The sequence below is a fragment of the Halorubrum californiense DSM 19288 genome (assembly GCF_000336875.1).
Classification (GTDB): Archaea; Halobacteriota; Halobacteria; order Halobacteriales; family Haloferacaceae; genus Halorubrum; species Halorubrum californiense.
Window position 1 is genome coordinate 14,572 of sequence record NZ_AOJK01000063.1, and the last position, 15,154, is coordinate 29,725.

9 protein-coding genes are annotated in these 15,154 nt (G+C 54.8%); 3 read left to right on the forward strand and 6 right to left on the reverse strand.

What is annotated here, in order from left to right:
* Positions 1 to 30: 30 nt before the first annotated feature.
* The 4 genes from C463_RS11930 to C463_RS11945 form a co-directional block, all read right to left on the reverse strand.
* The gene (locus C463_RS11930; protein WP_008444086.1) at positions 31 to 1,917 is read right to left on the reverse strand and encodes an ATP-binding protein; all 1,887 of its coding nucleotides are present in this window, start codon (positions 1,915 to 1,917) and stop codon (positions 31 to 33) included.
* On the reverse strand, positions 1,910 to 3,280 hold the full coding sequence (locus C463_RS11935) for a DNA double-strand break repair nuclease NurA (protein WP_008444088.1): 1,371 nt from the start codon (positions 3,278 to 3,280) through the stop codon (positions 1,910 to 1,912). Before C463_RS11935 ends, C463_RS11930 begins: the two co-directional genes overlap by 8 nt.
* On the reverse strand, positions 3,281 to 6,589 hold the full coding sequence (locus C463_RS11940) for an AAA family ATPase (RefSeq protein ID WP_008444090.1): 3,309 nt from the start codon (positions 6,587 to 6,589) through the stop codon (positions 3,281 to 3,283).
* Positions 6,586 to 7,779, reverse strand: coding sequence for a DNA repair exonuclease (locus tag C463_RS11945; protein ID WP_049905878.1), 1,194 nt, complete (start codon positions 7,777 to 7,779; stop codon positions 6,586 to 6,588). The genes C463_RS11940 and C463_RS11945 overlap by 4 nt, the downstream gene beginning before the upstream one ends.
* 265 nt (positions 7,780 to 8,044) lie before the next feature.
* Here C463_RS11945 and C463_RS17955 point away from each other — a divergent pair, with 265 nt between their 5' ends.
* Complete coding sequence (locus C463_RS17955; protein ID WP_008444096.1) at positions 8,045 to 10,438, forward strand: MBL fold metallo-hydrolase; 2,394 nt, start codon at positions 8,045 to 8,047, stop codon at positions 10,436 to 10,438.
* A gap of 78 nt (positions 10,439 to 10,516) precedes the next feature.
* On the opposite strand, the gene C463_RS11950 is transcribed toward C463_RS17955, so the two are convergent.
* On the reverse strand, positions 10,517 to 11,881 hold the full coding sequence (locus C463_RS11950; protein ID WP_152422406.1) for a hypothetical protein: 1,365 nt from the start codon (positions 11,879 to 11,881) through the stop codon (positions 10,517 to 10,519).
* Positions 11,882 to 12,023: 142 nt separating this feature from the next.
* Here C463_RS11950 and C463_RS11955 point away from each other — a divergent pair, with 142 nt between their 5' ends.
* Complete coding sequence (locus tag C463_RS11955) at positions 12,024 to 12,740, forward strand: hypothetical protein (protein ID WP_049905879.1); 717 nt, start codon at positions 12,024 to 12,026, stop codon at positions 12,738 to 12,740.
* 102 nt (positions 12,741 to 12,842) lie between these two features.
* Entirely contained in the window at positions 12,843 to 14,078 is a 1,236-nt protein-coding gene (locus C463_RS17960; RefSeq protein ID WP_008444100.1) for a competence protein CoiA family protein, read from the forward strand.
* Positions 14,079 to 14,201: 123 nt separating this feature from the next.
* On the opposite strand, the gene C463_RS18720 is transcribed toward C463_RS17960, so the two are convergent.
* Positions 14,202 to 15,074 carry a hypothetical protein gene (locus C463_RS18720; RefSeq protein ID WP_152422407.1) on the reverse strand — a complete coding sequence of 291 codons (873 nt, stop codon included), beginning with the start codon at positions 15,072 to 15,074 and terminating at the stop codon, positions 14,202 to 14,204.
* Between the last annotated feature and the right edge of the window lie 80 nt (positions 15,075 to 15,154).

Sequence of the window (15,154 nt, forward strand, 5' to 3'; positions counted from 1 at the left end):
CGCACGCATCAGACATCGCACACGCCGGGATCATCTGTTGCCGTGTCGGGTGACACAGTATGAGAGGCCTTTCACTTCAACGGCCTCGACATCCGGTGCTTTCACGACTGCTTGTCCTTTGCCGAAGTTCGGAAGATCTTTCTTGAACTCGGAAGGGATCGAGGGCACATCATCGACGACCTCCGCCTTCAGTCCGAGGAAGATGTTCGTATTGATTTGCTTGATCACGTCGTCATCGACGTCATCTGGGTTCTGTGTGATGAGACACAGTCCGAGTTTGTACTTTCGCCCCTGCTTGACGGCGACGCGTGCCCGTCGGAGAATATACTCCTCTCGGAGGCTGCTCGCACTCGCTAGGTAATTGTGCGCTTCGTCAACCGCGACGAGCATCGGCGTGTCACGAACTGCCGGGTCTACCTGATAATCATCGATTTTGTTCTCGATGATGTACGAGAGGATCGACAGGACAGTGAGACTCTCTTTCCCGCCGTTGAGGTGACTCGTTGGGATCACCGTCACCTGGCCTTCGCGGAACACCGTATCGGAGATGTCCGGGAGGAACGCTGTTCCCTGATCGAATACCTGTCGGAACGTGTCACGGTCAACACGCCGATTCACTGCACTCCACGTTCCCCCGGCAATGTTGTTCTCCTCGCGGAGCCGGCTCTCATCGTAGTCGTGGTCGTCAAGGAACTCGAGGAAATCAGCGTACTTCGGACGGTCCACAGAGCGATCCGGGTAGCCGCCCTGCGAATCAAAGCACGAGAAGTACGCGTTGATACAGTCTTCGATTGCGCCGCGTGTTACTTCGGTCGGCGTGTACGGCATCAGCATTTCAGGCCGGCCACGAACGATCTCGAAGGGGATCGAGAGCTCACGGCTCTCCATCGTTGAAGGAGCATTCGTGCCGGCAACCTGCGGGACGAACACATTGAGGTCGTCGACGCCGCCGTGTTTGATGTTGTGCCGGCGAAGTTCCTGCTTTACCGCGTCATCGTTCACGACAGCGTCGTTGTCCTCGCGCATCTCCCAGTACTCGTTTTCGGGGTCGATGATAACGAGATTGAGCTGGCGCTGTTCCTCTTCACCTGTATCGTGGTGGCGAATCGGATAGCGCTTCTCAGAGACGAACTGTCGCAACACGTTTTTCGTGAAGTGGGTCTTCCCCTTCCCGGTCGAGCCTGCAACGAGAGCGTGTCTGAACACGGCGGGCTCACCGTCTTCAACGTCTCCGGTCTCCCGATCGATCCCGGGGTTACTGAGGTAGTATGGGAAGTTCTCGTTGTTCACGGTCATCGGCTCGCCGCCGACAGAGAGCCACCCGGTGAAGATTCCCTCACCCGGAATGTTCAGCCCGGTTCGGAGGCAATCTTCGTCCCGGGCAAGCCGTGCTGGGGAGTTTGGCTTCGGAATTCGATTGACAATGCCGCTCTCAATGTCATCCGACCCTACGTTCTTGAGAATCGCTAGCGGTTCTAATTCTGCGACTTGTACATACTCCGATTCGTCGAGTTCAACGTGCGCGCTGATCTGGTTGTGAGCGTCGGATTTGTCGTCGAGATCGGTGTACGGCTCGTAGCGCAGCGAATCGGTTACTGCGAACAGCTCGCTACCCTCGTCCGGGTACGGAATCTGTACGTAATCGCCCAGGCGGATCCCCTCTCTCGCACCCGTTCGAATGAACGCGTTCACCTGGTAGTCCCGTCTGCTGACGTGGATCTCCTCACTTGCGAGAACGTGGCCGAGTTCGTCATCAGCGGGAGTGGACACGCCACTCGGGACCGTTCGCTCCGGCACTTCAGTACCGTCAGGCTCGGTGTCCGTCGTGCCTTCTTCATCGGTTGGTGTCTGTTCGGACTCCTCGGACTCGTCTGCGACCGGGTCGTTGTTGAGAATGTCGTCGATGTTGTCACTCATAGCTTCGGGAATCTTCGAGGTGGCTCCAACGGCCGTCGCGGTTGTAGTCGAACGCAGACTCGACCGTTTGGAGCGCGTCGCGGATCGTTTCGCGGTTGTCGGGGCTGATGCGTGCGATGCGGTCGGCGCGCGCGACGGCTCGCGGCACGTCGCTCTGGCGGGCGATCTCTTTGAGCGCTTTCAGGAGGACCTGCTCTCGACGCTCCTCATCAGTGAGGAACAGTGCCGGCGTCTCGATTCGGAACACGTTCCCCGTTTTTGGTGTGCGAACATACGCGAACGCACGCCGGTACGCGTCTGGCTGTCCATGGCTGAGCTCATCGGACACGGCTGTCAGCAGATCGAATGAGTTGCCCCGGAGTTCGACGTCTGTTTGGACGAACCAGGAGGTGTACGTAAGGTGGTCAAGACTGTCATCACGGAGCACTTCCCCGATGAACTGGTGGTCGCGGAGCCACGGAACGTCATGTAGCGTCCCGTGTGGGCCCCGGAGATCGTGCTGTGTGATCTTCGTTCTGAGTGAATCTGTGAGTTCACCCATAGAGGAGGTCTTCACGACGCCCAACACGGGAACATCGCGTTCAAAACACGCATCGACGACTGCGACGTAGTTCTCGATGACGTCAGTGGGAAGATCCCAGTTGCCGATTGGTGCGCCTCGTCCGGCACGGTCAAGCAGCGTCCAATAGATGACGCTGAGCGGGTACACAGACCCGTCGAGGAACAGTGGCCCGTCGACCACGTCGAGACATCGCCGGGCGTGTTTCCCCTCTGCGAGCCGCTGTACCGTGGACGTGAGAATGGAGGTGACGTTCGCCCGTTGGCGCATCTCGGGGATGCGAATGATCTCGCCTTCGACACTCCCGCGCTCGGTCTGTTCGTGGCGGAGCGTCACATCGTCGTCTTCGAGGTACACCCCAGTGACCACTGTCCCTCGGCGCTCGGCACTTCGATCGCTGTCAGCGCCGCTCACCCCGAGTTTTGCGTGTGCTGTGTCGACGACGAGTCCGTTGTTGTATTCCAACGGCCGGGTCGTACTGGCATCGACACCGTATGTCGGCTCGGTCCACGGGNCGTGTGCTGTGTCGACGACGAGTCCGTTGTTGTATTCCAACGGCCGGGTCGTACTGGCATCGACACCGTATGTCGGCTCGGTCCACGGGTCATCAGTCCACGTCCCGAGTTCCGCCTTGCGCGTTTTGAAGTACTCCGGCTCGCCGATCGGTTCGACCGTACCCCCATCATGGATGAGGAGGCTGAACAGGTCGCGGGCGTGTGCGGCCTGATCGTCCACCTCGCGTGGGATGCCAGCGTCGACTCGTTCGGCGAGCTGTCGCACCACGTCGAAAGCGCGTTCGTCCATTTACTCGTCACCTAGGATGCGTCCACCTCGATGTACGTCAACTCTACTGGCGTTCGTGTCTTCGTCGATCGAGACTTCGATCTCGTGTTCAGCCCCCTGAATAAGTCGCTCGTCATGCGAGACGACGATCACTTGCGGGACGTCCCACTCGGAAATGCTGTCAAGCATCTGTTCGAGACGCCCGATGTGGCCCTTATCGAGGAACGTCGTCGGCTCATCGAGGATGAACGGCGGGAGGCGACCGCTGTCCCCCTCGCGCATCTCGGCGATGAGTTTGTAGATGCCGGCTCGGAGCGCGAGGTTAACGATGGCGCGTTCCCCGCCGCTGGCGTTACTCGGGTGTTCGAGCGTCCCGTCGTCACGAAGCAACTGAATCGCGTATGGCGTGCCATCGGGCCCCTCCTCAAGAATGCGCACCTGCTGGTAGCTACTGTTCTTGTAGATGTCGCTGAAGATGTCGTTCGTGTACTGGTTGATGTAGGCGAGGTACTGCTCACGGAGGTCCGCCTTCGTACTTCGATACACCGCCATCATGCGATCGAACTCGTCAGACCGCTCTTCGGCCCACTTGCGCTTTTCCTCCTCGAGTGCGAGCTGGTCGCGGAAGTACTCTAGATTCTCAAGGTCGTTTACAAGCACTGTCCGCGCTTCCTTGAGCGAGTCTAGTTCCGCGTTCAGTTCCTCTACCGTGGCTTCGCGGTCCTCGATCTTCTGCGTTGCCGTTTCCAACTGTTCTCGCTGTGCTTCGACGTCGATCGACCCGAGTTCATCGCTGAGCGCATCGATCTCCTCCTCAACGTCAGCAATCTGCCCGTTGAGGGTCTCGATCGTGTCCTGTGCGTGCCCGATATCCTTCTGGTGGCCTTTAATTGTGGTCTCCAACTCGGCGATCGATTCGTATGCGTCAACCACGTCGGCAACGAGCTCGCGCTGTTCCGTCGCGGTGTCAACTGCTTGCTGAGCATCTTCGAGGGCTGCGTCGGCTTCAGCAACTGCGTCGCGTTGGGCTTCAATCTGCTCGTCGTACCCGTCGAGCTCTGCGTTTGCGTCAGCGATTTCGGCTTCGAGCTCTTCTTGTTCAGCTTCGAGATCAGCGAGCTCGTCTGCAAGGTCATCCCGCTCCTGTCGACGTTGCTCAACGGTTTCGAAGGCCGCCACGACCTCTTTGCCGTCCTCAATCTCCGCTTCGAGCGACTCAATATCCGATTTGAGGTCAGCGATCGTTTGTTCGAGATCATCGACCTCCGACTCCGCAGATTCGAGTTTGGCCTCAGCGTCGGCGAGCTCGGACTCTGCCTCGGAATGATCGTCCTGTAACGACTCACGCTCGTCTTCGAGCGTACTCACGCGCTCAGCTTTCACGTCAACCGTATCGTCACGGAATCCCCGCAGGTCGATCGCATCTTCACGACACTCGTCGAGAGCGTCTCGCCGGTCGACAAGCGCATCGCGTTCTTCTCTCGCCTCGGCAAGTTCGGCTTCTACCTCAGTGAGTTCGACGTCGATGTCCGCGAGTTCGGACTCAACGTGAGACGGATCGACATCTTGGCCACACTTCGGGCACGTCGCCACTCCATCGAGTGCCTGTAGCTCCTCGCGGTCCTCCTCAAGCGTCGTGGTACGAGCCTCGAGTTCGGTGACCGTCGTGTTCGCCGTCTCGATTGCGTCCTGCACTTCCCCTTTCGCTTCCGGGATCCGTTCGTCGATGAGGCTCTGTAGCGTGTCGCCGGATACGCTCAAATCAACGGTATCGAGGTCGGCATCGAGACTCTCAAGATCTTCCTCGAATTGATTTTCTGCCTCCGATTTCGCCTCACGGGCATCTTCGAGTTCCGACTCCACCTCCGCGAGGTCTTCTGACAACTGGTCTATCTCGTCACGTGCGTCCGTGACGGCCGCCTGCGCTTCCTCGCGTGTCGTTTCGGCTGCGTCGAGAGACGCCTCAGCAGCGGCACGCTCTTCCGACAGCTCATTTTTCTCTGTCGTCAACGCCTCAATGCGTGCGTCGACGGCCTCACGCGTCTCGTCAGTGATTGTGTCCGGACAGGAGTCGTCTGGGAGGAACTCGGTTGTTACAGCGTCTCGCGTCTCGACGGCAGCTGTAACCTCTTCCTCCGCAGCCTCAACGTCATCCGCGATATCCTCTTTTTCCGCGAGGAGGTGGTCAAGATCCGCTTCGAGCTCTTCGGCCTCCTCGCGTAACGCATCTCGTTCGTCGATGAGTCGGTCTCGCTCCGTCTCCGCCTGGTCGAGCGTTCCCTCCCGATCTGTCTGTTCGATCTGTGCCGTCTCGACCGCCTCTTGTGCGGCACTCAGCGCCTCCTCAGCACGCTCCTCCGTCGACAGATCAGCATCTATCGGGTCTGTTGTCGATGGGTTATCGAGCTGGTCGAGTGCCTCCTGCTTCTCGTCGATATCATTGCGGCACGTATCGATCTCCGTTTCGGCCTCTGAAATTGCCGTCTCGGCGTCCTCGATTTCCCGTTGTTTCGCCGCTCGCTCTTCGATGAGGTCCTGGCGCTCATCTTCGGCTTCTTCAAGCTCGGTCTGCAACTCGTCGTGATTCTCAAGCCGTTGCTCGACGTCCTCTTTCGCATCTCGGAGCTCCTGTAGGAACTCCTCTACGTCCTCGATCTCTGCTTGTTGCTCCGAGATCTCCGCCTCCTTGTCGGCGATAGCAGCCTCGTAGCCCTCGACATCATGATCGAACTGATCATCGATGGTCTCACGATGGTTCTCAGCGGATTGCTCGTTCTCACTCGCAATGCGACCCATCGCACGACGGGCCCCCTTCGCCCGGAGCTCATAGCGGTCGATCCGATCGAGTCCGAGTAGATCATCGATGAGTTCCGCCCGAGCGTCGTCGTCAAACAGGCTATCGACTTCGCCCTGCTGTACGTACACCGAACGAGAGAAACTGTCCTCGTCCATGCCGACCACATCGACGACTTCCGAGCTAACATCACGAATCCCTGAGATGGGCTCCGAGAGTGCGGGCGAGTCAAGCTCTGCGCTGTTTTGCCCCTCCGTATCGATCGACCATGTGACGGTGTACGGTGTCTCTGCCACTTCGAACGTCAACTCGATCTCGCCTTCTCTCGTACCTCGCCTGACGATATCGTCAAGCTTGAAATCGTTCGATCCGACGTTCCGAATATTCGAGAGGAAGAGTCCGCCGAAAATTCCCATCAGCAGTGTCGTCTTCCCGGCACCGTTCTCCCCGTGGACGAGCATCGTTCCTTCGGGGAACGCGATCGACTCGTCCTCGTAACTCCGGATGTTCTGTAGGTGTAGATCAGTGATTTTCATTCGTCGGCCTCCATCGACTCGACGCCGTCCGGCGTCTCCTCCGGTCCGGCATCATCAAACGCTTCGCGCTGCGCATCACGGAGCGACTCACCGAAGGTGTCCGCGACACGATTCACATTCGTGTCGAGTTCGTCTGCTTTCCGAACCTGCTGATCGACGTCGAGCGCAACCGTCGAAAAGTCCTCATCCGCGAGTTTCTCTTCGATGGCCCCGTCGAGCCCCTGTAGCGACATGGCCTCGATTGACTCGACGTCAAGATCGACGCGTCCGCGGTTGTCGTCGACGCTCACGACAGCCGCACCGGCTTCACGCGCCATTTGTGTCACCTCGTTTGCGGTGACCGCCGCTCGGTCGCCGCTCAACTCGATCTTGGCCACCGCCCCCTCGAGGTCGTGTCTCTCAAGCACGTCGCGGGCATGGGTTGCCCCGTCGTCCTCACCGAATGTGATCTCAAACACCTCAAACGGCCGCGTCTCCAACTCAATCTGTCGGCGGTGAATCCCGCTGTTGTCGATATCTAGGAGTTGAACGACGCCCGTCTCTTCCTGATCTTTCCCGCCACGCTCTGTCGCACTCGCGTACCAGACATCAGTCCCGTCTACGACCGAACTCGCCGGTTGGTGGAGGTCGCCCAGCGCAAGCCCATTGAGTTCGATTCCGGCTCGATCAATAACCTCGGAAGCTGGGTAGACACGCCCCATTCCGTGAACAAGCGGCGTGAGGAGTTCGTGCATACACAGAATCGTCCACGCTGCCTCCGCAGGGGGTTCTTCGAGTTCTAAGTCGATATTGTCCCACACGCTCGGCCGCACGGCATCGATCCCGTACAGCGCAACCTCACCGACCATCGTGGGCTCTTTGCCAAGCCGAGCAGCAGCGCTCGTCCGCCGCAGCAGATCAAGCCACTGCTCGTCGTTTTTCCGTTCGTGATTGCCCACAATCCCGTAGAACGGAATTCCGTGTTCTTCAAGCGGTTTCAACGCATCAGCGGCCCGCATCACCGTTGGGAGCGACGGAACCGGATCGTCAAACAAGTCTCCTGTGTGAATTACGGCATCAACATCACGATCGACTGCGACCTCAATCGCCTGCTCGAATGCGTTCGCAAAATCCTCACGTCGAATATCCGATCCATACTGTCGCTTCCCCAGATGGGTGTCACTGATGTGGAGGATACGTGTTCTAGGCACTACCAGTAGATGTTAGCGTGGCTATATAAAAGTCGAGTAACCGGAGTGAAAGTGGATGACTGCGGCGAGTCTACCGTTGTGATCGCAGTAGAGTGTAGAGTGACTTGTTATAACTCTTCACAGCGGGAATTTCTACGCTCTAGACTGCTCGTAGATGTCGTTTGTTCGATGAAATTGCCTCCCTCTTATTGCGGTGAATAACCATCTGAGAGATCATATATAAACCGACACATCATTATGACCTGCGAATAGAGTAGAAGTTCAGGTGAATCTCTCTTATCATCATGCGAACCCGCACGGGGGGAACGAGTCCTTTCTCTTGCGATTTCAATCTGCGAACACCGATAGTCCAACAACCATCTTAGTCGATGCCGGTGCAGAACTTGAACTTGATCGGATACTGAACCCGAACGAAACGATTGATGCCGTCTGTCTCACCCACGCTCACTCCGATCACTACCAGTCACTAGATCAGTGTACAGACGCCAACACGTCAGTATACACCTCGCCAGCAACGGCGAAGATCATCGGCGACGTATTCGATATCGCAACACAACAGACAGGCGTTGAAGCGGATGATTCGATGGTAGCGGCGATCGAACCGGTCGACGAGTGGACGTCGGTCGGATCAGAAGTAGCGTTTCATCCGGTTCCTGCCGGCCACGTCCCAGGGGCAGTGGGGTACCTATTCCGATTTGAGAAGGATCAGGGTGTCGACACCGGGTATATTCTTGCGACGGGTGATTTTACACTCACTCGAGCAGGCGGCTATCCGGGACTCCCACTTGAGTCAATTCAAGACGTAGATGTTTTGTTTCTCACCGTGGCGACGAGCAGTAACTTCTCTTCAGAGTTGTCTGAGGCGCTTGGCATTGCGCTACAGCAAGCACATAGCGGGATGCAGACACTCGTCACGACAAGCGGTATTGTGGGTGTTCACGTTGCGTATCTATTGGGCGCGTTGATTGAGCGATTTGAACTTGGAGTCCGAGTACGCGTCGTGGGGCAGGCCGCAAAGCTGTATGAGCGATTGGAGTACGAGGCTGACGCTGTCCGACCTGTCCCGGAGTTTTCCCATACTGATGAGGCTCTGGGACGTGGGATAATCACGATCGCTGGCCCAGATGTTCCGAGTGAACGTAGTTCTGGCCGACTATATGGCGTGTTACGGGACCAGCCAGACGCGTGTGTCGTACAGCTGATTGGGTCCGGGCAATCTCCGATTCGGAGCGGACAGTGTACCGTTCATGATTTCCGCATCGTGAACCATCCGGAATACGACGCCCTAGAATCGGTACATGAGTCGGCTAACCCACAGCACACCGTTATCACGCACACGCATCGCGGGGCTGGTAACCAATTCAATCATCTCAATAGTAACGTGTGGTCACCATCGGATTCTGGCGAGTACACGCTGTACGCGAATGGACAGTGGCGCGCACCGCCGTGGGCTCCCAACGGCGGTCGGACCCCAACACAAGCCACGACGCAAAGCGTCGGTGCATTAACTGAAACAGATCTCTTTTCCGATGTCGATTTGCCCAGTCTATCACGTTCCCCAACGGTCGATCTTCCTGCTGAAGGCATTGACATCGAGCACGTGAAACAGGTACTGGCCCAGGAGACGGCGTATACCGGCCCGACCACAACAGAGGCCGCTGATAGCGATACCGGCTCCTCGACAACAACCGCCAGCGGATCAGACTCACCCGCCATGACTACGACCCCAGACGACGAACACGACTCCGCTAAATCCGACTCACAAGGCCCACCAGCCGAATCCGTAGGGCTTGTTCGCACCACTGGCGCATCATTCAACCAACTTGATGACTGGGTTGTGTCCGCAATACAATCCGGGGAGCTCTCAAAAGCAGATCTCAAAGAAATCGTACGGCGTAGTCAGCAGTCAGCGACATCGGCAGACGAAACCGAGTCACCTGATGATGAGACTGCCAATAGCGCTGGTGATGCCGATCACAATACATCACAATCTGATTCAGTTCCTTCAACCGCTGAGTCGGATGATTCGGACGCTACTACGTCGGCAGACAGTGAGGAGGATGTGGATTCTCCTGATGCTCCATCCGTGTCGTCGGATTCGAAGCCGGAAACGGAAACAACCGACACTCAATCCACGTCGGAAATTCCGGAAACAGAAACGACCAAGTCTCAACCCGCACCAGAATCTCCCACTACATCGCCTGAGCAGGAAGGTAATCGGGCATTCTCTGTTGTGTTAGAGCCGCTAACAACTGCACTTGCCACTCACCTCATAGCAGAGACTGACAAAGGTCCGATATCCATCGCTGATGTTGCTACCGACGCGACGACAGCATACCTTGGTGACCGACTTCGTGGAACAGAGACTGAACCGGAAACTAGTGTCTCCTCACACCCGTCGATAGTGGATCAGGCCTTAGCTGGTGTAGTTGCGGACTCCGATGAGTTCACTGATCTTGATTCGTTCAAAACCACGGCCTACGGAGAACTCCTTGGGGATCTTGTCGGACTCGACAAAGACGATCAGACACCAAATGTAACGATCCGCGTCGACCCAGCCCTCGTCGACGCCGTTACCGAACATCCTTCATCGACTGCTCAATCACGTGAAGACATCGTCGCTACCGCGGTTCGATGGTACGCGGGGACGGACACATAGTCTACATTTAGGTTTTTGAACTCTTGGCTGAACGGTATATCTGCCAATCGCGTCGGGCGATGATACCTCAGAGTGTACTCACGGCGGACCTTTTCGGTGAACGAGCCACAGAAGAGAGTGGACATCCAACATTCGGACGTCGTGATCGGTTGTGGTATCAAGATCGGCTTGTACGCCCCGGAGCGCGTCAAGCATTAATACGTAATCACCGGGGTTGAACCCGTATGGAACACTGTAGTCACTAAATTCAGAAAAGAAATCATCGAACATCTGGTACCGATACATGACGTACTGATCCGGGTGTACAATCATCAGTAACATCGTTGCAACAGACATCCGCTCGCTTCCCGAATCAGAGAGTTCACTGTACAAGTCGTTGAACGATTCAAGCCGGTCCATCAGTGGGCCAGCATCCTCATTCAGCAAATTTGAGAGTACAGTCGCGGCTTTGTCCGGTTTTGTCGTCGATAGCTGTTGGAAGGTATCCCACGGCTGCCACCGGCCGCCGAGCAGGTAGATTGGAATGACATCAGAAAGTGGCTCGGCGACCGACAGGTCGTCTAAGAACGGTTCTACATCGGCGGCCTGCAGTTCGGTTAGATCGTATTTCGACAGGACCTCGCCGGAAACGTATGCGCAATATTCGTCTTTCCACGTCTCCCAGTGATCATCGCCCCAATGTTCAAGCGGCGTATCCCGTTCGTATGCCGCACTATTCGAGGCCGCCGAAAAGGAATCGAGTACCGTGGAAAGACCGTGAAGTTCGATCGGGTTACCGTGAGTTTGGAGGGCGTCCCATCCGGAAAACGTCTCATACATCGGCGCAGCCATGTCGAGTGTTTTGCGGAGCTCTGCCTCGTCGGACGTAGACACAAGATGAAGGAACTGCTCGATTTCATCAGAGAGTGCCACTTCGTGCTCGGTTCCCGCAGTCACATGGCCAATCTGCTCGCAGTACCGCTCCTGAAAATCACTCAGTGCGCCCGCTACATCAGAAAAGGATTCGACCGTCCCGAATCCGAACGTGGACAATCCTCGTTGCGTAGCTGAGCTAAGAATCGGTCTCGTCTCAGGATCACATCTGCCGTAAAATTCACGCACTGCTGGGATAACGTATTCCGGAATCTGTCGTTCCCAACTTGGATTATATGAGGTGGCATCCCTAATTTCTCTAATGAACTCAGCCAACGCATCTATCGGCTGATTCCAATTATTCAGGACCGCATTTGATCCACCAAACGCTGCACCCCGAATCACCTCGCTATGCCACACATCCCTAAACTCGTCTTCAGACGGCGAGTCAAGAAAGGCCTCTACTTTCTTTTCAAGTACGTTGGTCCGTGTTGGCGATGTAAAATCGAAGCCATTCCCCCGCCCATTTGTCTCAATAGTGGTTGCCCATGCGTCGAGGAGTTTCTCGTGGCGGGGCCCAAACTGAGTCATTAGTACTGGTATGACTACCGACAAGTATCGGATAAGTGTTTGTGGTTATATTGTGAGATTCCATTTAATTTCGACTCTAACAGACCGAGTCGAGAGGTTTTGGAGCCGACAGTTCAAATACAATTAGCTACTGTGTCGTACTGTGCCGACTTTCAAGACATATGTCAACAAGCAGGGGTACTACATCAATGCTCGACCATCTGATGTCGGCAACATGACCTACCAAGTTGACACTGAAGCCGCGGACTTCATTCTCAAACTCGGCTATGAACATGAAGACGAATTACCCTGGGGCGTTGTCAAACCCCTCCGTGTGGCAGGCCTGATATACACGAATCAGCAAGGAGTGGCGGAGGACAACGAGGATATTCCTGAGTTGGACCCCTCGAAATTAGCATCGATGTCCAATCTAGAACAGGATAAATTACTTGCGTATTTGGACGGACGCGGTGATATCGACGATCGTGTAATTGAGAACCTCCGTTCTCAAATCGGCGGGAGCAAAGATGATGCCGAGATTCTCACTAATGCTATTGAGGACGAACTCGAAAGATCGGTCGAAGTAGAGATTTCTCGGGTAGAAGGAAGTGATGGTGGATACGGAAACGCAACAATCAATATAGAAATTGAACCTTTGGCTGCGTTATTTACTGATGGAATGGAGATATCTCATCGAATAGAAGCCGCCAGTTCACCCGGAGTTGATGAGTGGGAGATTACCCATGGCTTCGGTGAGGGGTGGGAGAGCGCAGCAAAAGCAGCTGAAACGAAGATACCGATTATGAAGGCGTTTGCTGAGGTTTCCGATCAACTCTCCTTTGAGTTCCATCCATACGACGACGGTGGATCTTTCCTCTAGAAATTAACAGAGTAATTCTCTGCTGGGCCAGGGTCCTATCTGAATACCCCAACTTCGGTAGTCAGGAAGATTATGTGATCACGTGATACAACTTACAGTACGATGCCCTTCATTGCGGTCGATCCTCATGATAACCGACCACGGATCCCTGTCAGCGTCGGTGACGATGAAAAAGTGAAATGTCCGGTCTGTAATGAACCACTTCACGTCCGCGATGGACCTGATATCGCACGACATTTCTACCATCCACCAGAGTCATCGTGCGGCGGCGAATCAGCGCTTCCCCTCGCCATGAAGTCGATTGCTGTCGATAAGCTACAGCAGGTGTATCCCGACGCGGAGGTACATATTGAATTTAAAACGGACGATGTACCCCGTCGTGCTGATGTCTTCGTCGAATTTGATCAGCCGTCATATCCGCTGGGCAAAGGTATCGCTGTTGAGGTTCAGTACCGAAACGACAGTAAGGACTTGACTGAGACAAGCGCCCGTTACCTTACTGGCGGTGTCAGCGTTCTCTGGTTGTTCGAAACAAATTATGAAGGGACACATCCCGACTACGACGACGTTGACCTCCCAACACCGATCCCAGTCTGGCCATACGGTGTCCCCCATGGCGACACAGCAGATGAGCTTGCCTCAGCCGCCACCCGGCTTGATCTGAGCGAAGAAGAGATCATTTCTCAGCTTCCGAATCACACCGACGGTCAACTCTCATTGACCGAATTCCCCGATCCAGATACTACTTCACAATCTACAACGCCAGACTGGGAGCTTAATCGGGAGATTCATCTTAATATTTCGCTAGACACGCCTGGTTCTCGCAAATTCTATCATGGGTGGGTTGATGGCCAGATTAGCAAGCATATGGACGAGTTCGCTGATAATGTGCTGGCTCAACGGAAAGATGCACGAATAGAGAGTCGACCATCATACATCAGTCAGTCATTTCGAACCGTTCCCGGTGCGATGTTCGATATGGTATTCAGGTCAAATCCTCCAAATAATGGTTCACTCATGCTCAAAAAATTCACCGACGAAACGCAGACACATTCAACCCTGTTCAACGACGACAATGTAGCCGAACTGAGGATGCTCGTCAAAGAGATCTGCTATGAACTAGCGAATTCCCGAGGAACACCCTCATGTCACTCAGAAACAGACACCGTTCTAAACAGCACACTCGGCACACTCTCGTACACACTTTCTCGGGCCCAATCTAATGTAGTTGTTTTAACGACTTATTCAAAAGAGAAACCAATGTCTGTTCGATTTCACTCATCAAATACACCAGAATTGCTCAAATTCTGTGCGAAAGTAATAGTCTGGCATAAATGAGTAGCTCTGTTAAAATATACCGTGTGAAGTTTCCGCCTGAGGTGTCTGAGTTTTGAGAATTGATGCCCGCTTTATTGATCCACCTGCGGCAGGGATACCCGAGGAGGTACCGTTGAATCGAATTCAGTATGTTGTCATTCGCTCAAGCATCTGACCGTTGTATTTGTTCGAAAGTTCCTCTAGAACGGTCTCAATCGATATGACACTCACACCATCAGCAGAGCCACCCCCTCTGACGAAATAATATGCGTCTACCTCATCTGCGCTATAATTCCGAAGCGTCGTAAGGACAGCATCTTCGATTTGACTCTTGTTTTTAACTTCGCCAATTATGGTCTTGCCCGATGCCTCGCCCAGTATATCGACACCTTGGTTCGTCCCTGTACTCCCACCAGTCTGAATTAGCGGGAAGAATTCCGGGATGACTTCTCGAATATATTCCTCGCACAGTAATTCTGTCTGATCACTGGTGTATGATGTAGGACTCAACTCAGGAAGATCGTCTCTATTGTATAGTGCCTCAAGTTGAGGAGCAAAGGTATTCCAAGGCGAGAACGTGTTCGGCGTCTCGTATTCGTTAAGTCGGTATTCGGAACCCGACATCACTTGAGGCTCACCACTCATGGGAACGATCTTGTACAGATAATCTGCTGCTGATTGATCAAACGCATCTTGCGCTTCCGATTCCTGCCCAACAGGGAATGTCCTATAGCCGCCTTCGTCGGCGTGGAACCCATATAATGGAGTCGTTCCGGGTTCTACAACCCCGATTTTCCGGTGTTCAGAGGTAATCGGATGTCCTTCCGATGTCTTTTTATTAGGAATATTGATTTTCTTTGCCACTCGGAGGGAGCACAACTGTGGCTCAGAAGACTCTGCACAGTCACGCATCAACTCAAGCTGATTTGCGCCACGCTGCTTGTAGTCCTCACTATCGTAGCTTGCTTTGTTGTCGTAGTGCCCAACAATCCAACCCCGGTCAAAGAACTCAGCCATACGCTCACCGCCTCCACTACATGCCAAGCAAGCACATGCTGCTTTCATCTTGAATACACCAATTTACTTGTCAAATACCG

Coding starts and splice junctions, on each gene's coding strand:
- C463_RS11930 (WP_008444086.1), bottom strand. CDS start 1,917: ATGAGTGACAACATCGACGACATTCTCAACAACGACCCGGTCGCAGAC.
- C463_RS11940 (WP_008444090.1), bottom strand. CDS start 6,589: ATGAAAATCACTGATCTACACCTACAGAACATCCGGAGTTACGAGGAC.
- C463_RS11950 (WP_152422406.1), bottom strand. CDS start 11,881: ATGACTCAGTTTGGGCCCCGCCACGAGAAACTCCTCGACGCATGGGCA.
- C463_RS17960 (WP_008444100.1), top strand. CDS start 12,843: ATGCCCTTCATTGCGGTCGATCCTCATGATAACCGACCACGGATCCCT.
- C463_RS18720 (WP_152422407.1), bottom strand. CDS start 15,074: ATGGCTGAGTTCTTTGACCGGGGTTGGATTGTTGGGCACTACGACAAC.